This is a genomic window from Halomonas sp., from assembly GCF_014859505.1.
Lineage (GTDB): Bacteria > Pseudomonadota > Gammaproteobacteria > Pseudomonadales > Halomonadaceae > Halomonas.
Map to the genome: position 1 here is coordinate 1 of NZ_JACUUD010000005.1, position 18,788 is coordinate 18,788.

At 69.2% G+C, this 18,788-nt stretch carries 16 protein-coding genes and 1 other RNA gene; 8 read left to right on the forward strand and 9 right to left on the reverse strand.

The genetic code is table 11. The features are described 5' to 3' along the window. Window positions 1-155 precede the first annotated feature (155 nt). Both glyS and glyQ read right to left on the reverse strand, forming a co-directional pair. Window positions 156-2,222, reverse strand: a complete 2,067-nt coding sequence (gene glyS / locus IBX53_RS01330; RefSeq protein ID WP_290904157.1) for a glycine--tRNA ligase subunit beta — start codon at window positions 2,220-2,222, stop codon at window positions 156-158. 2 nt (window positions 2,223-2,224) lie between these two features. Continuing rightward, on the reverse strand, window positions 2,225-3,205 hold the full coding sequence (gene glyQ, locus IBX53_RS01335) for a glycine--tRNA ligase subunit alpha (protein ID WP_290904161.1): 981 nt from the start codon (window positions 3,203-3,205) through the stop codon (window positions 2,225-2,227). 98 nt (window positions 3,206-3,303) lie between these two features. Between glyQ and rfaD the strand changes: the two genes are divergently transcribed. Both rfaD and waaF read left to right on the forward strand, forming a co-directional pair. After that, a complete protein-coding gene (rfaD, locus tag IBX53_RS01340) occupies window positions 3,304-4,260 on the forward strand; it encodes an ADP-glyceromanno-heptose 6-epimerase (protein WP_290904163.1) in 957 nt (318 codons plus the stop codon). Then, window positions 4,253-5,350, forward strand: coding sequence for a lipopolysaccharide heptosyltransferase II (gene waaF, locus IBX53_RS01345; protein WP_290904166.1), 1,098 nt, complete (start codon window positions 4,253-4,255; stop codon window positions 5,348-5,350). Before rfaD ends, waaF begins: the two co-directional genes overlap by 8 nt. A 6-nt stretch (window positions 5,351-5,356) precedes the next feature. Here the strand turns inward: waaF and IBX53_RS01350 are convergent, their stop codons facing one another. After that, a complete protein-coding gene (locus IBX53_RS01350) occupies window positions 5,357-7,054 on the reverse strand; it encodes a sulfatase-like hydrolase/transferase (RefSeq protein ID WP_290904168.1) in 1,698 nt (565 codons plus the stop codon). A gap of 131 nt (window positions 7,055-7,185) precedes the next feature. Here IBX53_RS01350 and IBX53_RS01355 point away from each other — a divergent pair, with 131 nt between their 5' ends. Continuing rightward, the gene (locus tag IBX53_RS01355) at window positions 7,186-7,968 is read left to right on the forward strand and encodes a glycosyltransferase family 2 protein (protein WP_290904170.1); all 783 of its coding nucleotides are present in this window, start codon (window positions 7,186-7,188) and stop codon (window positions 7,966-7,968) included. Here IBX53_RS01355 and IBX53_RS01360 read toward each other — a convergent pair. After that, window positions 7,919-9,013: a glycosyltransferase family 9 protein gene (locus IBX53_RS01360; protein ID WP_290904173.1), complete on the reverse strand. Its 1,095-nt coding sequence runs from the start codon at window positions 9,011-9,013 to the stop codon at window positions 7,919-7,921. The genes IBX53_RS01355 and IBX53_RS01360 overlap by 50 nt on opposite strands. 38 nt (window positions 9,014-9,051) lie before the next feature. On the opposite strand from IBX53_RS01360, the gene IBX53_RS01365 reads away from it, so the two are divergent. Continuing rightward, a complete protein-coding gene (locus IBX53_RS01365; RefSeq protein ID WP_290904176.1) occupies window positions 9,052-10,191 on the forward strand; it encodes a glycosyltransferase family 4 protein in 1,140 nt (379 codons plus the stop codon). Here the strand turns inward: IBX53_RS01365 and IBX53_RS01370 are convergent. Continuing rightward, window positions 10,176-10,886 carry a 3-deoxy-D-manno-octulosonic acid kinase gene (locus IBX53_RS01370; protein ID WP_290904179.1) on the reverse strand — a complete coding sequence of 237 codons (711 nt, stop codon included), beginning with the start codon at window positions 10,884-10,886 and terminating at the stop codon, window positions 10,176-10,178. The genes IBX53_RS01365 and IBX53_RS01370 overlap by 16 nt on opposite strands. On the opposite strand from IBX53_RS01370, the gene IBX53_RS01375 reads away from it, so the two are divergent. From IBX53_RS01375 to waaA, 3 genes are read left to right on the forward strand one after another with little or no spacing between them, the layout of a single operon-like run. Then, window positions 10,885-11,988, forward strand: a complete 1,104-nt coding sequence (locus IBX53_RS01375) for a glycosyltransferase family 9 protein (RefSeq protein WP_290904182.1) — start codon at window positions 10,885-10,887, stop codon at window positions 11,986-11,988. The genes IBX53_RS01370 and IBX53_RS01375 overlap by 2 nt on opposite strands. After that, complete coding sequence (gene hldE, locus IBX53_RS01380) at window positions 11,978-13,408, forward strand: bifunctional D-glycero-beta-D-manno-heptose-7-phosphate kinase/D-glycero-beta-D-manno-heptose 1-phosphate adenylyltransferase HldE (RefSeq protein WP_290904185.1); 1,431 nt, start codon at window positions 11,978-11,980, stop codon at window positions 13,406-13,408. Before IBX53_RS01375 ends, hldE begins: the two co-directional genes overlap by 11 nt. Continuing rightward, window positions 13,408-14,709: a lipid IV(A) 3-deoxy-D-manno-octulosonic acid transferase gene (gene waaA, locus IBX53_RS01385; protein ID WP_290904187.1), complete on the forward strand. Its 1,302-nt coding sequence runs from the start codon at window positions 13,408-13,410 to the stop codon at window positions 14,707-14,709. The genes hldE and waaA overlap by 1 nt, the downstream gene beginning before the upstream one ends. A 25-nt stretch (window positions 14,710-14,734) precedes the next feature. On the opposite strand, the gene rpiA is transcribed toward waaA, so the two are convergent. Further along, window positions 14,735-15,424 carry a ribose-5-phosphate isomerase RpiA gene (rpiA, locus tag IBX53_RS01390; protein ID WP_290904190.1) on the reverse strand — a complete coding sequence of 230 codons (690 nt, stop codon included), beginning with the start codon at window positions 15,422-15,424 and terminating at the stop codon, window positions 14,735-14,737. A gap of 191 nt (window positions 15,425-15,615) precedes the next feature. Between rpiA and ilvA the strand changes: the two genes are divergently transcribed. Then, entirely contained in the window at window positions 15,616-17,130 is a 1,515-nt protein-coding gene (gene ilvA, locus IBX53_RS01395; protein ID WP_290904192.1) for a threonine ammonia-lyase, biosynthetic, read from the forward strand. Between the two features lie 340 nt (window positions 17,131-17,470). Here ilvA and IBX53_RS01400 read toward each other — a convergent pair whose 3' ends face one another. The 3 genes from IBX53_RS01400 to IBX53_RS01410 form a co-directional block, all read right to left on the reverse strand. Next, window positions 17,471-18,103 carry a 5-formyltetrahydrofolate cyclo-ligase gene (locus IBX53_RS01400; RefSeq protein WP_290904195.1) on the reverse strand — a complete coding sequence of 211 codons (633 nt, stop codon included), beginning with the start codon at window positions 18,101-18,103 and terminating at the stop codon, window positions 17,471-17,473. A gap of 20 nt (window positions 18,104-18,123) precedes the next feature. Continuing rightward, window positions 18,124-18,308, reverse strand: a non-coding RNA gene (gene ssrS, locus IBX53_RS01405) — 6S RNA. A gap of 51 nt (window positions 18,309-18,359) precedes the next feature. Further along, the gene (locus IBX53_RS01410; RefSeq protein WP_290904198.1) at window positions 18,360-18,659 is read right to left on the reverse strand and encodes a cell division protein ZapA; all 300 of its coding nucleotides are present in this window, start codon (window positions 18,657-18,659) and stop codon (window positions 18,360-18,362) included. Window positions 18,660-18,788: the final 129 nt, after the last annotated feature.

The window sequence follows — 18,788 nt, forward strand, 5'->3', positions numbered from 1 at the left end:
CAAGCGGCCAAGCGGCCAAGCGGCCAAGCGGCCAAGCGGCCAAGCGGCCAAGCGGCCAAGCGGTTGTGAGCGTTCCACGTGAAACATCGGAACGTGGTTCGGGCATGAAAAAGGCCGGCAGCGCTGGGCTACCGGCCTCCGTTGGCTTGATGTGTTTACTGCTGAAGCTGAGCGATGTCGGCCACTTCCAGGAAGAGTCCACGCAGGCTGACCAGCAGCGCCAGGCGGTTGGCGCGAATGACCGGGTCGTCGGCCATCACCATCACCTGGTCGAAGAAAGCGTCCACCGGCTCGCGCAGGCCGGCCAGGGCGTCCAGCGCCTCGGCGTAGCGGCCCTGGCCGAACAGCGGCATGCACCGTTCTCGCTGGGCGCGGACAGCCTCGTACAGGGCCCGCTCGGCGGCCTCCTGCAGCAGGCCGATTTCAACCTCCTTGCCTACCTCGCCTGCCTGCTTGGCGAGGATATTGGAGACGCGTTTGTTGGCGGCGGCCAGGGCGGCGGCCTCCTCGCGGCCGGAGAAGGCCTGCACGGCACGCAGGCGGCGGGCGAAATCCAGCGGCCGAGTGACCGGGCGGGCGCGCACGGCCAGGTAGGCCTCGGCAGAGATGCCCTCGTCCTGGCCCCAGGCGCGGAAGCGGTCGAGCATGTAGCCGAGCACCTCGTCCACCAGCGTGTCGGCATAGGGCAGCTCCTGGTGCTGGGCGGCGGCCAGCTCGAGCAGCTCGCGCAGGTCCAGGTTGAGCTCGCCCTTGACCAGGATGTTGAGGACACCGATGGAGGCACGACGCAGGGCGAAGGGGTCCTTGGTGCCGGTAGGACGCTGACCGATACCGAAGATGCCGGTCAGAGTGTCCAGGCGGTCGGCCAGGGCCAGGGCCAGGCCGGTGCGGCTGTGGGGGATGGCGTCGGTGGCAAAGCGCGGCAGGTACTGCTCCTCCAGCGCCTGGGCGACGTCGGCGGGCTCGCCGTCATGCTCGGCGTAGTAGCGACCCATGATGCCCTGCAGCTCGGGGAACTCCAGCACCATCTCGGTGACCAGGTCGCACTTGGCCAGCTCCGCGGCGCGGCGGGCATGGCCCACGTCGCCGCCGATCTGGCCGGCGATGAAGGCGGCCACGGCGGCGCTGCGGTGGGCCTTGTCGGCCAGGGTGCCGAGCTGCTTCTGGAACACCACGCCGGCGAGCTCGTCGATGCGCGAGGCGAGGGGCCGCTTGCGGTCCGTGTCGTAGAAGAAGGCGGCGTCGGCCAGGCGGGGGCGGATCACCTTCTCGTTTCCCTCTATCACCTGTTGCGGGTCGGTGCTGTCGATGTTGGCGATGGTGATGAACAGCGGCTTGAGGTGCCCCTCGTCATCCAGCAGGTGGAAGTACTTCTGATTGGCCTTCATGGAGGAGATCAGGCACTCGGCGGGCACGTCGAGGAAACGCTCGTCGAAGCTGCCGGTCAGGGCTACCGGCCACTCCACCAGGCCACTGACCTCGACCAGCAGCGCCTCGTCGATGACCGCGGTGGCCTCCTGGACCTCGGCCTCGGCCAGCACCTGCTCGCGGATGCGCTCCCGACGGCGGTCGCGGTCGCCCAGCACCCAGGCCTGCTCCAGCGCCTCGAGGTAGTCATCGGCATGGGCCAGTTCGATGGCGGCGGGAGCGTGGAAGCGGTGGCCATAAGTGGTGCGGCCCGCCGTCAGGCCCAGGGCCTCGGCCTCGACCACCTCGCCGCCGAACAGCACGACCAGCCAGTGTACCGGACGGGAGAACTCCACCCGGGAGGCGCCCCAGCGCATGTTCTTGGGGACCGGCAGGGCGGCGACGGCCTTCTGCAGGATGGCAGGCAGCAGCGCAGAGGTGGATTCCCCCTGCTGCTGCTCGCGATAGCCCAGCCAGGTGCCCTTGTCCGTCTCCAGGTGGATCAGGTCGTCCACGGTAACGCCGCAGGAGCGCGCGAAGCCCTCGGCGGCTCGGGTGGGTTGCCCATCCTTGAAGGCGGCGGCCAGTGCCGGACCGCGCTTTTCCACCTCACGGTCGGGCTGGCTGTCTGCCAGGGTGTCCACCTGCACCGCCAGGCGGCGGGGTGTGGCGTAGGCGTGCACCTCGCCGTGGGATACCTCGGCGTCGGCCAGGCCGCGGCGCATGCCATCGGCCAGTGCGTCGGAGAGGGCATCGATGGCGCCGGGCGGAAGCTCCTCGACGCCCAGTTCGATCAGTAGGGTGTTGGCAGCCATGCTCAGGCGTCTCCCTGTTCAAGCAGTTCTCGGCGCAGGGCCTCGGGGGCCAGCGGGAAGCCGGCGGCCTTGCGTGATTCAAAGTAGGCGTGGGCAACGTCTCGGGCCATGGTGCGGACGCGCAGAATGAAGCGCTGACGTTCGGTGACCGAGATGGCGTGGCGGGCGTCGAGCAGGTTGAAGGTGTGGGAGGCCTTGAGCACCTGCTCGTAGGCGGGCAGCGGCAGGCCGGCCTCGAGCAGTCGGGTGCAGTCGCGCTCCTGCTGGTCGAAGGCGCCGAACAGGAAATCGACGTCGGCATACTCGAAGTTGTAGGCGGACTGCTCGCGCTCGTTCTGCAGGTAGACATCGCCGTAGGTGACCTTCGAGCCGTCCGGAGCCACGGTCCACACCAGGTCGTAGACACTGTCCACGCCCTGCAGGTACATGGCGATGCGCTCCAGGCCGTAGGTCAGTTCGCCGGTCACCGGGTAGCACTCGATGCCGCCGGCCTGTTGGAAGTAGGTGAACTGGGTGACCTCCATGCCGTTGAGCCAGATCTCCCATCCCAGGCCCCAGGCGCCGAGGGTGGGGGATTCCCAGTTGTCCTCGACGAAGCGGATGTCATGCACCAGGGGGTCGAGGCCGAGTCTCTCCAGAGAACCGAGATAGAGCGCCTGGAAGTCGGCGGGGGAGGGCTTCATCACCACCTGGAACTGGTAGTAGTGCTGCAGCCGGTTGGGGTTCTCGCCATAGCGGCCGTCGGTGGGACGCCTGGACGGCTGCACGTAGGCGGCATTCCATGTCTCGGGGCCGATGGCACGCAGGAAGGTGGCCGGATGGAAGGTGCCGGCACCGACCTCCATGTCGAGGGGCTGCAGGACCACACAGCCTTGTTCGGCCCAGTACTGCTGCAGGGCCAGGATCAACCCCTGAAAGGTCGAGGCGTCAGGCGCCGACCCGGAGGTCGAGGTCGGCGCGGGTGTCGAGGACGAGAGAGTCATTGCGTAAAGCACCGTTGGCCATGAATTCACAGGTCGTCAAGTATACAATCACCGGAAGATCGGTTATAGGCGCACGCCCCAGACAGAGGATTCTCCCCATGATCGTAGTGACAGGCGGGGCCGGCTTCATCGGCTCGAATCTGGTCAAGGCTCTCAATGCCCGCGGCCGTCAGGATGTGATGGTGGTCGATGATCTTTCCGACGGCACCAAGTTCATCAACCTGGCCGATTGCACCCTCGGCGACTACCTGGACAAGGACGACTTTCGCCGTCGGGTGGAAGCGGAGCTGCGCGGCGAGCCTGCCCGGCTGCCCGAGATCGAGGCCATCTTCCATGAGGGGGCCTGCTCGGATACCACCGAGTGGGATGGCCGCTTCATGCTCGACAACAATTTCGAGTATTCCAAGGTGCTGCTGCACTTCTGTCAGAAGCGTGGAATTCCCTTCCTCTACGCCTCCTCGGCGGCTACCTACGGTGGCAGCGAGGTGTTCGTGGAGGCGCCGGAACACGAGAAGCCACTCAACGTCTACGGCTACTCCAAGCTGCTCTTCGACCAGTACGTGCGCGCCCGCTGGGATGAGTTCCAGAGCCAGGTGGTGGGCTTCCGCTACTTCAACGTCTACGGTCCCCGCGAGCAACACAAGGGCAAGATGGCCAGCGTCGCCTATCACCATCACACCCAGATCAGCGCCGGCCAGGACCTCAAGCTGTTCGGCGCCTGGGATGGCTATGAGGCCGGCATGCAGAGCCGCGACTTCGTCTATGTGGGCGACGTAGTGAGCGTGAATCTGTGGTTCCTCGACAACCCCGGGGTGTCCGGCATCTTCAACCTGGGTAGCGGCCGCGCCGAGCCCTTCAAGGCGATCGGCGAGGCGTTGATCGACCACTATGGCCGCGGCAGCATCGAGTACATCGACTTTCCCGAGGAGCTCAAGGGGCGCTACCAGAGCTATACCCGCGCCGATATCGGCAGCCTGCGCCGGGCGGGCTATGACCGTGAGTTTCGCACCGTGGCCGAGGGGGTGCGCGAGTACCTGGAGTGGCTGAATGGCTGAGCGGTCCGCGCCGGACGCCGGCGAATGCATCCCCGCTGGGTCGGCCCCCTCGGGAGAGGAGGGCGGAGAGCGGATCCTGGTGGTTGGCCCCTCCTGGGTCGGCGACATGGTGATGGCCCAGAGCCTGTTCATGACGCTCAAGGCGCGTTACCCAGGCTGCCGCATCGGGGTTCTGGCGCCGGCCTGGTCGCTGCCGGTCCTCGAACGCATGGCGGAGGTGGATGAGGGGGTGGCCCTGGACGTGGGCCATGGCGAATTCGGCTGGTCTACCCGCCGCCGGGTCGCCCGCTCGCTGCGCGGTCGCTTCGATCGCGCCATCGTGCTGCCGCGTTCCTGGAAGTCGGCGCTGGTACCCTTCCTGGCGGGCATCTCGCGGCGGACCGGCTTCACCGGCGAACAGCGCTATGGCCTGCTCAACGATCGCCGGCGGCTCGACAAGGCCGTGCTCGACCAGACGGTGAAGCGTTTCGTGGCGCTGGGGCTGCCCGCCGAGGAGGCGGCCGCGGGGGGCTTCCCGGTTCCGCGACCGCAGCTTGCCGTGGATGGCGGCAATCTCGCCGAGCTGCGCCGGGTCCATGGGCTCTCGTCGCGCTCGGCCATCGGCCTGATGCCGGGTGCCGAGTATGGTCCCGCCAAGCAGTGGCCGCTCGAGCACTTTCGCACCCTGGCCGGGGCGCTGGTGGCCGAGGGGTTCGAGGTGCGGGTGCTGGGCGGCCCCAAGGATGATGAGGCCGGCAGGACCATCGCCGAGGGGCTGGCACAGGTGCACAACCTCTGTGGAAGGACGCGACTGGCCGATGCCGTGGACCTGCTGGCCGACTGCCGCCAGGTGGTGACCAACGACTCGGGGCTGATGCACGTGGCGGCGGCGGCGGGCACCCGGGTGCACGCCCTCTATGGCTCCTCCTCACCGGCCTACACGCCGCCCTTGACCGACAGCGCCGAGATCCATTATCTGGCCCTCGACTGTTCCCCCTGCTTCGCGCGGACCTGCCCGCTGGGCCATACCCGCTGTCTCGTCGAGCTTTCTCCCGAGCGGCTGCTGGCGTCAGTACTGGGCGCCGGGCGGCGCCTCGCCGTCGAGGAGTAGACTGGCCTACTGGACGCTGGCCGGCGTCTCGCCGGTGGCGTCATAGGGCGACTCCACCACCTGCTCGTCGGCCGGTGGCGTTTCCTCCCCTTCGTGATCCTCCGGCCGGTCCGGCACCAGGCCCTCCCAGAGGCGCTGCTGCAGGGCACTCTCCTCGCGCATGCGGGCATTGAGCGACTCCAGCCCGTGGCGCTCCACCAGCGTCTGCTCATAGCGCCCGGCCAGCAGGGAAACGCCCAGGCCCGCCCGGTGCTCGGCGATGGTGAAGCCCATGGCCTCCAGCAGGGTCGGGAAGAGGTCGATCATGGAGGCCTCCCGGCGGGTACGACTGCCGCCCTCGATGCCTGCGCCGAGCAGCATGAAGGTGTTGTCGCGTTCGTCGGCGGTGAGTTGATCCCACACCGAGACCCGCATGGTCAGATGGTCGCTGGCCATCACCACCAGGGTGTTCTCCAGCAGCCCCTCCGCCTCCAGGCGCTCCACCAGATCCCGCGCGAGCCAGGCGGAGCACTCCACCGAGTAGAGGATATCCACGCCATCGAACTCGCCCTGGCGATCGAGGCAGGCCTGGGCCGGGTAGCCGTTGGGAGCATGGCCGGCGATGGTGAGGTTGACGACTCCCCAGGGGCCGTCGCCCTCGGCTTCCAGGCGGCGGATCTCCTCCAGGGTGAAGTCGTAGAGGGAGTCATCGAAGAGTCCCCAGTCGTTGATGTAGTCGGGGTCTTCCAGCCGCGGCTCGAGTTCGGCACGGCCGACCACCTCGGTGAAGCCATGGCCCTCGTAGAACAGCCCCTTGCCGGCGAAGGCGGTGCTGGCGCCCCCCAGGTAGCTGAGCCGATAGCCTTGTTCGTACAGGAGGTCACCCAGGCAGTCCACGCCGGGGACCACGCGGCCAAGCGGCTCGAACTGGCGGTCGTGGAGCAGGCCGGCGGGCATCAGGGGAGTACCGCACTGGCTGGCAATCTTGCCGGCCATGGTCCAGCCGGTGTTGTCGAGCTGGCGCACGCCCTCGAAGACATGGCCGCGCTGGCCCAGGGCATCCAGATGGGCATAGGCGTCGCCGAAGCGCTCTTGGTCGGCATAGGTACGCTCGATGCTCTCCAGATAGAGCACCAGCAGGTTGGGGGGATCCGGCGGGGCCTCCTCAATGACCGGCGCCACGTAGCGGCGATCCAGCCAGGCACCGTCGTCGGTGACGATGGCCGCGCCGCGCTGGGTCATGCCGTAGAGCAGCGGGTTACTGGCCAGCAGCACCAGGGCCAGCACTCCCTCGCCCTGTCGCCAGCGGTGATCGACCCGTACCAGCCAGGTGAAGGACGCGAGCAGGGCGAACATGCTGAGGGTATAGAGCACGGCGGCCACCAGGCGTTCGCCACCGCCGTGGTCGGACATGCCCGCCTGGAGGTGGAAGAAGATCGCCCCCAGGTCGACGATGCCGAAGCTGTCGTTGAGGTAGACATAAATGCCCAGCAGCACGATGGGCAGCAGCGACCAGGGCCACACCCTGGTGCCGGGGCGAGGATGCCGAGGCGCTCCCCAGCGCAGCAGCCAGCCGGCGACGAGCCAGGCGCCGGCGACGGCCGGCAGGGCCCAGACGGACAGCCGACTCACGGTGACGACGGCATAGCCCAGGCATAGCCCGATGGCGAGCAGGGCCCACCAGCGGGGGTGGCGAAGGACAGCGGACACTTGGCGACGGGACATGAGCATCATCGGTCAGGGGGCGATCATCAGAGCTTATCAAGCCTTGGGAAGCGTCACACGCCCGGCCGGGTGGTGCCGGTGGCAGGGCCGCCTTACACTGGGCCACGCCACTTTGCTGACAGGGAATAGCGATGTCGATTGCCGCCGTGCTCATCGTCAAGAACGAGCAGGACCACCTGCGTGCCTGCCTCGAGACCCTCTTCTGGGTCGACGAGGTCGTGGTGGTGGATGCCGGCAGCACCGACGGGACCCGCGAGATCGCCCGCGAGTTTACCGACAGGGTGGTGGTGGAGGATGACTGGCAGGGCTTCGGCATCCAGCGCCGGCGCGCCGAGGCGCTGGTGACCAGCGACTGGATCCTGATGGTGGATGCCGACGAGCGAGTGACGCCAGCGCTGCGAGAGAGCATTCAGGCGGCCTTGTCCGAGGGGGCAATGGCGATCTATACGCTGCCGCGCCTCTCCTGGTGCTTCGGCGCCTTCATCCGCCATTCGGGCTGGTACCCGGATCGGGTGGCGCGCCTCTACCCCCGCAGCCGCGCCGGCTACAATGCAGCGCTGGTCCACGAGAAGCTGGAAAACCCCGAGGACCTGCCGGTACGGCCCCTCGAGGGCGACCTGCTGCACTATACCTACCGCGATCTGCGCCACTACCTCGAGAAGTCGGCCCACTACGCCCAGGCCTGGGCCGAGCAGCGGGCGGCCCGGGGCAAGCGCGGCAGCCTCGCCGCGGGTATCGGTCACGGTATCGGCTGCTTCCTGCGCATGTACCTGCTCAAGGCGGGCTTCCTCGATGGCCGCCAGGGGCTGCTGCTGGCGCTGCTCTCGGCCCACTCCACCTTCGCCAAGTACGCCGACCTGTGGATCAGGACCCGGACGTCACCTCCGCCGGAAGACGGCGTAACAGATCGCTGATCGCCTCGGCCGCCGCGGAGATATCGATAGTCGCCATATCCTGCTCGCCGGCGCCGTCGGGTGGGCAGAAGTCCAGGCGATGCTCGGCGCGGTTGCAGGTCTGCCAGCGCAGTGGGGTGGCGGAACGGCGAGCCGGATAGAAGCCGGCGGTGGCGATATCCAGGCAGCCGGCAATATGCAGCGGCCCGGTGGAGCCGGCGATAAAGAGGTCTGCCGCCGCCAGCCCCTTCGCAAACTCCGCCAGGTTCGCTCGGGGCGGCAGGCGATACGCCGTCACCCCGGCCTCATTGAGCGGCGAGAGAATCGCCGCGGCGGTGGCCTCCTCGCCGGGGCCTGCGGTCAGCACCCACTCGGCTCGTCGCTCCCCCGGCAGGCGGGCGTTCACCTCCTGCACCAGCCGGGCGTAGCGTTCGGGAGAGAGGTTGACCGCCGAGCCGCCGCTGCCCCCGTGCAGGAAGACCCAGGGCCGCGCCGGGTCCAGGCCGAGCTCCTCGGCGAGGCGCCGGCGCTGGGCCAGGCGCTCACCTTCCGGGAGGGGCCAGTAGGGGGGCTCGGGGGCGGTGGCCGGGGCAAGGCCGAGCTCGCCCAGCAGCGCCTCGGCCAGGTCGACGTTGTAGCGGTATTCCGGCTTTTCCGAGCGCGACCTGCGCTGCACGACCCTTCGGTTGTAGAATAGCTGCGCCCACTTGGTGGCCGGGGCCAGGCGCAGCGGGATGCCCGCCCGCCAGCCCAGCCAGCCGATGCGCGGCGTGGAGAAGAGCGTGAGCAGGGCATCGAAGCGCGCCGCCTTCACCTCGGCGAGCAGTCGCCGGCGCGCGTTGCGGTCGGCATCCTCGCCGGGGTCGATCAGCACCCGGTCGATCCAGGGGCAGAGCCGCGCCATGGGCGCCGTATAGGCCGGCACCAGCACGCTGATGTGGGGGGCCGGGCGGGCCGCCTTCAGGCAGGCCAGCGCCGGCCACGCCAGCATGAAGTCGCCAAGCTTGTCGTTGCGAACCACCAGCAGGCGCGAGGACGCGCCCGGGGCAGCGGAAGTAGCAGTCATCCGGGCTCCCGAGCCCCGAGATACCGAAGGAGTCAGCCTTGTCGCACAAGGTCCTGCATATCTGCCTCTCCAGCGGCTGGGGCGGACTGGAAATGTATCCGTCACGGATTATACCCGAGCTGGCCCGCCAGGGGTGGCAGAGCCACGGCCTGGCCCTGGCCGGCTCCCGGGTCGCCGAGAGCTTCCGCGAGGCCGGCGTCGAGCCGCTGACCCTGGCCTCGAAGGGGCGGGCGCTGCTGGCCATGGGCCGCGTGCTGGCCTATCTGAAGGCTCACGACATCGGTGTGATCCACTGCCACAAGTCCAGCGACCTGCGCCTGGGGGCCCTGCTGGCGAGTCTCAGGCCGTCGCTCAGGCTCTTCTTCACCGACCATATGGGGGTCACCCGGCCCAAGAAGGATCCCTACCATCGCTGGGCCTACGGGCGAGTGACCCGGCTCTTCTCCATCAGCGAGGCGACCCGCCAGCGCAACCTGGCGGCCTTCCCGCTGCCCGCCGAGCGCATCCGCCGCCTCTACCTGGGCATCGACCCCGCTCCCTATGCGCCACGCCTCGATGATGAGGCGCGTGCCGCGCTGCGCCGCGAGCTGGGGGTGCCCGAGGGGGCCGTGGCCATCGGCCTGCCGGGGCGGTTGACGCCGGGCAAGGGCCAGGAAGTTTGGATAGAGGCGCTGGCTCGCCTGGCCGCGATGAATCCCGAGCTTGCCTGGCACGGGGTGCTCATCGGCGGCCTGACGGCAGAGGAGGGCAGCGACGAGGCCCATGTGGCTGCCCTGCGCCGGCGCATCGATGAACTGGGGCTCGCGTCACGCATCGCCTTCACCGGCTTTCGCCGCGACCTGCCGCGGCTGTTCGAGGCGCTGGACATCGTCTGCGTGCCCTCGCGCAACGAGGCCTTCGGCCTGACGGTGATCGAGGCCATGGCGGCCGGCAAGGCGGTCATCGGCAGCGACAGCGGGGCGATTCCCGAGCTGCTCGATGCCGAGACGGGGCGCCTGGCGGCCCCCGAGGACGCCGCGGCCTGGGCCGCCGCCCTGGCCGAGCTGGCCGGTGACGACGACCTGCGCCAGCGCCTGGGGCAGGCGGCAAGGCACCGTGTCGAGTGCGACTTTACCCTGGCGGCCCATGTGGCCAGCCTGGTCGAGGAGTATGCCGGACCGGCTCAGGCCTCCCCGTAGCCCCGCCGTATGAAGGTCATGGCATCACTGGCGCCGAACTTCACCAGCGAGCGTTCGAGGCGTGCCAGGTTGGCGGCCTGCCAGGCGCCCTTCGGGCGCAGCCGACAGCGGTCCAGGTCGATCAGCCAGACGCGCGGCGCCTCGTCCACCAGCAGGTTGCGGGCGTTGAGGTCCACGTGGTCGAGGCCGGCGTCGTGAAAGCGGCGGAGCGTCCGGCCCACCTCGGCGAGCAGCGCCTCGCTTGCCCGGCGAGTCTCGAGCAGGTCGGCCAGGGCACGGGCGCCGGGAATGCGTTCGGTGATCAGGGCGGCCTCGTAGGTGAGGCCATGACGGGTGACGGCGGCCGCCACCGGCCGGGGCACCGGCAGGCCGCGCTCGTGAAGGGTGGCGGTCAGGCGCAGTTCGCGAAAGGCGCGGGTCTGCTCGAGACCGGTCCACAGGTAGCGCCTCGCGCTGAGCCGGGCGATCAGGCCGCCGCGGCGGTAGGGGCGCAGCACCCACTCGTGGCCGTTGCCGGCGTCCAGGAAGAGGCTGGCGCCACGCCCCGGCGCCTCGCCGGTGACGCGCCCCTGGCCCTGCCAGTGGTCGGGGTCGGCGAGCAGCGGGCCGGGGGGCGCGTCGGCGGCGGCGTCACATAAACGCTCCGCATCATATAGAATGAAAACCTTTCCCGCTCGACACGTTGCCAACCCCATGAAGCATCCTCTGCCTGCTCAACCCCGGCACATCGGCGTGCTGCGACTCTCCGCTCTGGGCGATGTCTGCAACCTGGTACCGACGGTTCGCGCCCTGCAGCGCCAGTGGCCCGAGGCGCGCATCACCTGGATCATCGGCAAGGGCGAGCACAGTCTACTGGCCGGCCTCTCCGGGGTCGAGTTCGTGGTCTACGACAAGGCCACCGGGCTTGCCGGCATGCGTGCGCTGTGGCGTGAGCTGGCCGACACCCGTTTCGACGTGCTGCTGCACATGCAGCAGGCGCTGCGCGCCAGCGTGCTCTCGCTCGGCCTCAAGGCCGAGGTGCGGGTGGGCTATGACAGGGCGCGCGCCAAGGACGCCCAGCACTGGTTCACCCATCGCCAGCTGGCGCCCCACTCCCGGGCCCACGTGCTGGACTCCTTCCTGGACTTCGCCCGCCTGCTGGGGGTGGAGGACCTCTCCCTGGCGTGGGACCTGCCGGTGCCCGATGCGGCCTTCGACGAGGCCCGGACGCTGACCGGGGACGCCCCCTACTTGCTGATGAGCCCCTGCGCCAACCCGCGGCTGCGCAACTTCCGCAACTGGTCCGCCGAGGGCTATGCGGCAGTGATCCAGCACGCCTGGCAGCAGCGCGGCCTGCCGACCCTGCTCACCGGCGGCGGCAGCACCGAGGAGCGCGAGATGGGCGAGCGGATCCAGTCGCTGTGCGAGCCCGGCTCGGTGATCGACGCCATCGGCGGCACCTCCCTGAAGGGACTGCTGGCGCTGATTGCCCGGGCCCGCGCCGTCATCGCCCCGGACTCCGGGCCGGTGCACATGGCCAACGCCATGGGCACGCCGGTGGTGGGGCTCTTCGCCACCACCAACCTCGACCGTTCCGGACCCTACTGCTGGCGGGAGTTTGTGGTCAATCGCTACCCGGATGCCGTGCGCACCTACCTGCACAAGTCCCTGGAGGAGGTCTCCTGGGGACAGCGGGTGCGCCACCCCGACGCCATGTCGCTGATCCACGCCGAGGATGTGATCGAGCGCCTGGAGGCGGTGCTCGACCACGCCGCCGCCACCCACCCGGAAAGGGAGCTGCCCGACGATGAAACTTGATCTGACCGCCCTGGAGCGCTCACGCCTGCTGGTGGTGGGTGACGTCATGCTCGACCGCTACTGGCACGGCGGCACCTCGCGGATCTCCCCCGAGGCGCCGGTGCCGGTGGTGCGGGTAGAGCAGAGCGAGGACCGCCCCGGCGGCGCCGCCAACGTGGCGCTCAACATCGCCTCCCTGGGCGCCCGGGCCGACCTGGCCGGGCTGGTAGGAGACGACGACAACGCCGACCGCCTGGTGTCCCGCCTGGAAGATGCCGGAGTGGGCACTCACTTCGCGCGCAGCCCCGGCATTCCCACCATCACCAAGCTGCGGGTGATGAGCCGCAACCAGCAGTTGATCCGCCTCGACTTCGAGGAGGGTCTTGGCGAGGTGGATACCTCGGCCCTGCTGGCCCTGGTCGAGGCAGCGCTGCCCGAGGCCGACCTGGTGATCCTCTCCGACTACGGCAAGGGCACCCTGAACCGCGTCCAGGAGCTGATCCGCCTGGTGCGCGCCAGCGGCAAGCGGGTACTGGTGGATCCCAAGGGCAGCGACTTCTCCCGCTACCGCGGGGCCAGCGTGATCACCCCCAACCTGGCGGAGTTCGAGGCGGTCATGGGCCACTGCCGCGACGACGCCGAGCTGGCCGAACGCGGCGAGGCGCTGCGCGTCGAGCTCGAGCTCGAGGCACTGCTGATCACCCGCAGCGAGAAGGGCATGACCCTGATCCGCGAGGGACACGAGCCGCTGCACCTGCCGACCCGGGCACGGGAGGTCTATGACGTCACCGGCGCCGGCGACACCGTGATCGGCGTGCTGGGCCTGGCGCTGGCCGCCGGCCACGCCTTCCCCGAGGCGATGACCCTGGCCAACCTGGCCGCCGGCCTGGTGGTGGCCAAGCAGGGCACCGCGACCCTCTCGATCGCCGAGCTCTACACCGCCCTGCACGGCGACAAGCTGGCCGAGTTCGGGGTGATCGAGGAGGCGCCGCTGATCGAGGCGGTACGCGCCGCCCAGGCCCGCGGCGAGCGGGTGGTGATGACCAACGGCTGCTTCGACATCCTCCATGCCGGCCACGTGGCCTACCTGGAGCAGGCGCGCCGGCTCGGCGACCGGCTGATCGTGGCGGTCAATGACGACGCCTCCATCGCCCGCCTCAAGGGGCCCAAGCGCCCCATCAACCCCCTGGCGCGGCGCATGCAGGTGCTGGCCGGTCTCGGCGCCGTGGACTGGGTGGTGCCCTTCGCCGAGGATACCCCCCAGCGGCTGATCGAGGCGGTGCTGCCCGACGTCCTCGTCAAGGGCGGCGACTACCGCCCCGAGCAGATCGCCGGCGGTGAGGCGGTGCGCCAGGCCGGCGGCGAGGTGAAGGTGCTGGGCTTCGAGGATGGCGTCTCCACTACGGCGATGATCTCCACCATCCTCGACCGCGAGGCCTGATGGGCTGGCCCCGGGCCCTCTACTCGGCGGCGCTGCTGGCCCTGGCGCCGCTGGTCTGGCGGCGCATACGACGTGAGCATGCGCTCACTGACGCCCGCGGGGGGGCTGGCGAGAGTCCCCGGACCCTGCGCCTGGGGCGCATTCCCCCGACGCCGCCCGGCGAGCCCATGCTGTGGCTGCACTGCGCCTCCGTGGGCGAGGTGCTGGCGGCCCGCCCGCTGCTCGAGGCGCTGCTCGAGCGCTACCCCGGGCACCGCCTCACCCTCACCACCATGACCGCCACCGGGGCCGAGCGCGCCCGGGCCCTGGCGGCATCCCGGGACGACGGGCGCCTCGTCCACCGCTTCGTGCCGCTGGACTTTCCCGCCGCGGCGGCGCGTTTTGTCACCCGGCTGCGCCCGGCGCTGGCGCTCTTCTTCGAGACCGAGCTGTGGCCCAACCTGCTCCACGCCTGCCACCGGCAGGGGGTACCGGTGGCGGTGGTCAACGGCCGGCTCTCGCCCGGGGCCTTCCGCGGCTATCGTCGCCTGCGCCCGCTGATGCACGAGGCGCTGGCCTGCGTCGACTGGCTGGCGGCCAAGTCGAGCGCCGACGCCGAGCGCTTCCGGGGACTCGGCATGGCGGCCGAGCGCACCGCCGTGGTGGGCTCGCTCAAGTTCGACATCGGGACGGATGACGTGGCTCGTGAGGTGAGTGAGCGCTTGCGCACCCGGTTCGGCGATCGCCCGGTGTGGGTGGCCGGCTCCACCCACGAGGGGGAGGAGGCGGCGCTGCTGGCCGCCCATGCGCGACTTCGCGAAGCTCATCCCGAGGTGCTGCTGGTGCTGGTGCCACGACATCCCCAGCGCTTCGATGCCGTGGCGGTGCTCTGCGAGCAGGCGGGCATGCCAGCGGCTCGCCGCTCCCGGGACGAATGGCCCACGGCCACCACGGCCGTCTACCTGGGCGACACTATGGGAGAGCTGCTGGCGCTCTATGGCGCGGCGGATCTCGCCTTCGTGGGGGGAAGCCTGGTGCCGATCGGCGGCCACAACCTGCTGGAGCCCGCGGCGCTGGGCGTGCCGGTGCTCACCGGGCCGGCGCTTGCCAACTTCGAGGAGGTGGCCGAGGTGCTGCGCGAGGCCGAAGCCCTGGTGGAGGTGGCCGACGAGGCGGCGCTGGCCGCCGCCCTGGCGGCGCTCTTCGCCGACCCCGCCGAGCAGCGCCGGCTCGGCGAGGCGGGCCGCGCCGTGGTGGCGGCCAACCGCGGCGCGCTGGTGCGCACACTCGAGGGCCTGGCGCGGCTGCTGCCGGTGAAGTGAGGGCTCGCTTCGCCGGCGGGGCAGATCAGGCGGGGGTCAGTCGCTCCACGCCGCTCTCCGCTCCCAGCAGCAGCACGTCGGCGCCGCGGGCAGCGAACAGGCCGTTGGTGACCACGCCGACGATGGCGTTGATCCTGGCCTCCATGGCCACCGGGTCGTCGATCATGAACTCGAAGCAGTCGATGATCTGGTTGCCGTTGTCGGTCACCACCCCCTCGCGATAGACCGGATCGGCGCCCAGCTTGACCAGTTCCCGGGCCACGTAGGAGCGCGCCATGGGGATCACCTCCACCGGGAGCGGGAACTCGCCCAGCCGCTCGACCTTCTTGGAGGCGTCGGCGATGCAGATGAACTTCTCGGCGCAGGCGGCGACGATCTTCTCCCGGGTCAGAGCCGCGCCGCCGCCCTTGATCATGTGAAGGTGAGCGTTCACTTCGTCGGCGCCGTCGATGTAGAAGGGCACGGTGCCCACGCTGTTGAGCTCGAACACCTCGATGCCGTGGCCGCGCAGCCGCTCGGCACTGGCCTCGGAGCTCGCCACCGCGCCCTTGAAGTCGTCGCGCAGGGCGGCCAGCCTGTCGATGAACAGATTGGCGGTGGAGCCGGTGCCGATGCCGAGCACGGTGCTGCGCGAAAGCCAGGGGGTGATCTCGTCGATGGCGGCCGCGGCCACGGCGTCCTTCAGCTGATCTTGGGATAGGCCGGCCTGGGTCATGGGGCGCTCTCCTTGGGTGGGGTGAATCGGCGGAATGGATGGGACAGTAAACCGGGCGCCATTATAGGCCAGCCGAGCCCGTCTGCCGATGGCGCGCGCTGGACGCCATGTGGGCCGGGATGCTACCAATAGGGGTTCTCTGCAGTGCAGCAACCGTCTGGCGCCCCGCGTCACGCCTCTGGGATATCAGGATGCTCGAAGCTACCGTCAAGAAGATTCTCCAGGCCCGGGTTTACGAAGCCGCCCGGGAAACGCCGATCTCCCCGGCTCCCTTCCTCTCCCGCCGCTTCAACAACACCATTCTGATCAAGCGCGAGGACCTCCAGCCGGTCTACTCCTTCAAGATTCGTGGCGCCTACAACAAGATGGCCCAGCTCAGCGAGGCCCAGAAGGCCAATGGCGTGATCGCGGCATCCGCCGGCAACCACGCTCAGGGGCTGGCCATGGCGGCGAAGCAGATGGGCGTCAAGGCGGTGATCGTGATGCCTCGCATCACCCCGGAGATCAAGGTCCAGGCGGTGCGCGCCCGTGGCGCCAAGGTGGTGCTCAAGGGCGATGCCTTCTCCGCGGCCGCCGAGCATGCTCAGGAGCTGGTTCGTGAGCACGGTTACACCTATATCCCGCCCTTCGACGACATCGACGTGATCGCCGGCCAGGGCACCGTGGCCGTGGAGATCCTGCGCCAGCACGCCGGCCCGTTGGACGCCATCTTCGTGCCGGTGGGCGGCGGCGGCCTGATCGCCGGGGTGGCCGCCTACGTCAAGTACCTGCGCCCGGACATCAAGGTGATCGGCGTCGAATCCGAGGACAGCGCCTGCCTCAAGGCGGCCATGGAGGCCGGCCGGCGAGTAACCCTGGAGCAGGTCGGGGTGTTCGCCGAGGGGGTGGCCGTGGCGCAGATCGGCAAGGTGCCCTTCTCCATCATTCGCGACCTGATCGATGATGTCATCACCGTCAACACCGACGAGATGTGTGCCGCGGTGAAGGACATCTTCGAGGATACCCGGGCGGTTGCGGAGACCTCCGGCGCCCTGTCGCTGGCGGGCCTCAAGAAGTACGTGCAGCAGACCGGCGCCGAGGAACAGACCCTGCTGTGCATCAACTCCGGCGCCAACACCAACTTCGACCGCCTGCAGCACATCGCCGAGCGCACCGAACTCGGCGAGCAGCGCGAGGCGATCCTCGCCGTGACCATTCCCGAGAAGCCCGGCAGCTTCAAGAAGTTCTGCAAGATCATCGGCAAGCGCATGGTCACCGAGTTCAACTACCGTTATGCGGACCCGGAAAACGCCCATATCTTCGTCGGTGTCCAGGTCAAGCCGGGAGGCGAGGATCGTCAGGCGGTGACCGACCGGCTGCGGGAGGCGGGCTACCCTGTGGAGGACCTCACCGACAACGAGCTGGCCAAGCTGCATATCCGCCATCTGGGGGGCGGCCGCCCCAAGGAGCACTTCGATGAGGAGGTCTACCGCTTCGAGTTTCCGGAACGCCCCGGGGCGCTGATGAACTTCCTCACCCACCTGCCCCACGACTGGAACATCTCGCTGTTTCATTACCGTAATCATGGCGCCGCCTATGGGCGGGTGCTGGTGGGCATGCAGATCCCCAACGGCGACCGCTCCCACGTCGAGGAGCACTTCGACGAGATCGGCTATCGCTACTGGAAGGAAACCGACAACGCCGCCTACCGGCTGTTCATGGCCTGATCGGGCGTCGCTGCATGGGTAAGCGCTGACTCGCGCCCTGTGCCATGGCCGCCGGGTGTTTCAAACTGTAAGCGTTGGGGAAGGGTGGTTGTCGAGGACGTGGAATGGTCCTATAGTCTCGGCCAGTTCTACCCCCTACGGAGTCGATGATGAAGCGCAAGCCCGATCTGGTCATGGCACTGGTGCTGCTGTTCGGTATCGGCCTGGTGGCAACCGGTTACGCCCAGGCACTGGCGGGAAGCTGAGCCCGGCGAGGCGGCCGTCAGCGCCATGACCCGAGACTGCCAGCAAACGGGGCGATGCCGAGAGGCATCGCCCCGTTTGTCGTTGTGGGGCGGCGTCAGGGCCGAATGACCCGGGCATCGCTGACGATGGCATCCAGCGGCACGTCCCAGGGCTCCACCGGCAGGGAGGCGACCCGCTGGCATTCGTGGGCCAGGCCGATAAGCCTTGGCCGCGGGCCGGGGCGGCGGGTGAAGGCCAGGCTGCGGTCGTAGAAGCCGCCGCCCATGCCCATGCGCTGCCCTGCCTCGTCGAAGCCCACCAGCGGCAGCAGGATCAGGTCCAGAGCCCAGGCGGGAAGGCGCCTGGCGCGGTGGGCGCCGTGGCGTGTCTCGGGCTCCGGGATGCCGTAGCGGTTGGTCGCCATGGGGGTGTCGGGGTGGTAGTGGACGAACCACAGCCGGTTGCGGGAGAGCGGCCGCAGCACCGGCAGGTGGACGCGGGCGCCGCGACAACGCAGCCAGCCGATCAGCGGCGTCGGGTCGATCTCGGCATCGTTGGGCAGGTAGAGGGCGACACGCCGGGCGCGCTGCACCTCCGGCAGCCGGCGCAGCCGGCGGCACAGGCGTTCACTGGCCGCCTGGCGCTGCTGCGGGGTCAGGCCACGACGACGTCGACGTAGCTCGCGGCGCAGGGCCTGTCGAGAACCGTCGAAGGATTCGATAAGAAGGGTTGCGGCTGGTGTCGTCATGAGGTGGGTCATGGCAGACGAGGTTCCCCAGAGTGCCGCTGTCGTTCTGGCCCTTGAACCCAGTGGTTCAAGGTGGGTGGCCGCAGCCGAACCGTCAGGCTTTCCGACGCGCGGACATGCACACGGGTCCGGCTAGCATGTGGCCCCCTGGGTACTGCGCATAGGCTCGAGGGACGATAACGACTGGCAAACACCCCAGGGAACACATTCATCCTAACAGAGCCATTCGACCCGTCCAACGGATTCTGCGGTGGCTTCAGCGCTGAGGGGTATCGGCCAGGGCGCGCTCCAGGCGGGTGCTCAGCGCGTCCAGGCTGCTTTCTGAAGCGCGCTGGGCGTCCAGTGCCTCGAGGAGTTCGTGGGTGATATTGAGGGCCGCCATGATGGCGATGCGCTCGGTACCCAGCAGGTTGTTCTGGGCGTGGATGCCGCCCATGGCGCGATCCAGGTAGCGGGCGGCGCGCTCCAGCTTGTCCTGTTCGTCGGGCGGGCAGGCAATGACATAGCCTCGCCCCAGCAGGGTGATTTCGGTGGTCGGACGCGAGGCGTCGGTCATCGGAAGACTCCGGGTCGGCCTGCCGGGGGGCGCTGCCGCGCGCCCCGGTGGCCCGATGCGTTAACATCCATGGCAGGAAAGGTTTCGGACCTCACTATAAGAGAGCCCTTCCGGGGCGGTCAACGCGCC

Coding starts and splice junctions, on each gene's coding strand:
- glyS (WP_290904157.1), bottom strand. CDS start 2,222: ATGGCTGCCAACACCCTACTGATCGAACTGGGCGTCGAGGAGCTTCCG.
- glyQ (WP_290904161.1), bottom strand. CDS start 3,205: ATGACTCTCTCGTCCTCGACACCCGCGCCGACCTCGACCTCCGGGTCG.
- rfaD (WP_290904163.1), top strand. CDS start 3,304: ATGATCGTAGTGACAGGCGGGGCCGGCTTCATCGGCTCGAATCTGGTC.
- waaF (WP_290904166.1), top strand. CDS start 4,253: ATGGCTGAGCGGTCCGCGCCGGACGCCGGCGAATGCATCCCCGCTGGG.
- IBX53_RS01350 (WP_290904168.1), bottom strand. CDS start 7,054: ATGTCCCGTCGCCAAGTGTCCGCTGTCCTTCGCCACCCCCGCTGGTGG.
- IBX53_RS01355 (WP_290904170.1), top strand. CDS start 7,186: ATGTCGATTGCCGCCGTGCTCATCGTCAAGAACGAGCAGGACCACCTG.
- IBX53_RS01360 (WP_290904173.1), bottom strand. CDS start 9,013: ATGACTGCTACTTCCGCTGCCCCGGGCGCGTCCTCGCGCCTGCTGGTG.
- IBX53_RS01375 (WP_290904182.1), top strand. CDS start 10,885: ATGAAGCATCCTCTGCCTGCTCAACCCCGGCACATCGGCGTGCTGCGA.
- IBX53_RS01370 (WP_290904179.1), bottom strand. CDS start 10,886: ATGGGGTTGGCAACGTGTCGAGCGGGAAAGGTTTTCATTCTATATGAT.
- hldE (WP_290904185.1), top strand. CDS start 11,978: ATGAAACTTGATCTGACCGCCCTGGAGCGCTCACGCCTGCTGGTGGTG.
- waaA (WP_290904187.1), top strand. CDS start 13,408: ATGGGCTGGCCCCGGGCCCTCTACTCGGCGGCGCTGCTGGCCCTGGCG.
- rpiA (WP_290904190.1), bottom strand. CDS start 15,424: ATGACCCAGGCCGGCCTATCCCAAGATCAGCTGAAGGACGCCGTGGCC.
- ilvA (WP_290904192.1), top strand. CDS start 15,616: ATGCTCGAAGCTACCGTCAAGAAGATTCTCCAGGCCCGGGTTTACGAA.
- IBX53_RS01400 (WP_290904195.1), bottom strand. CDS start 18,103: ATGACGACACCAGCCGCAACCCTTCTTATCGAATCCTTCGACGGTTCT.
- IBX53_RS01410 (WP_290904198.1), bottom strand. CDS start 18,659: ATGACCGACGCCTCGCGTCCGACCACCGAAATCACCCTGCTGGGGCGA.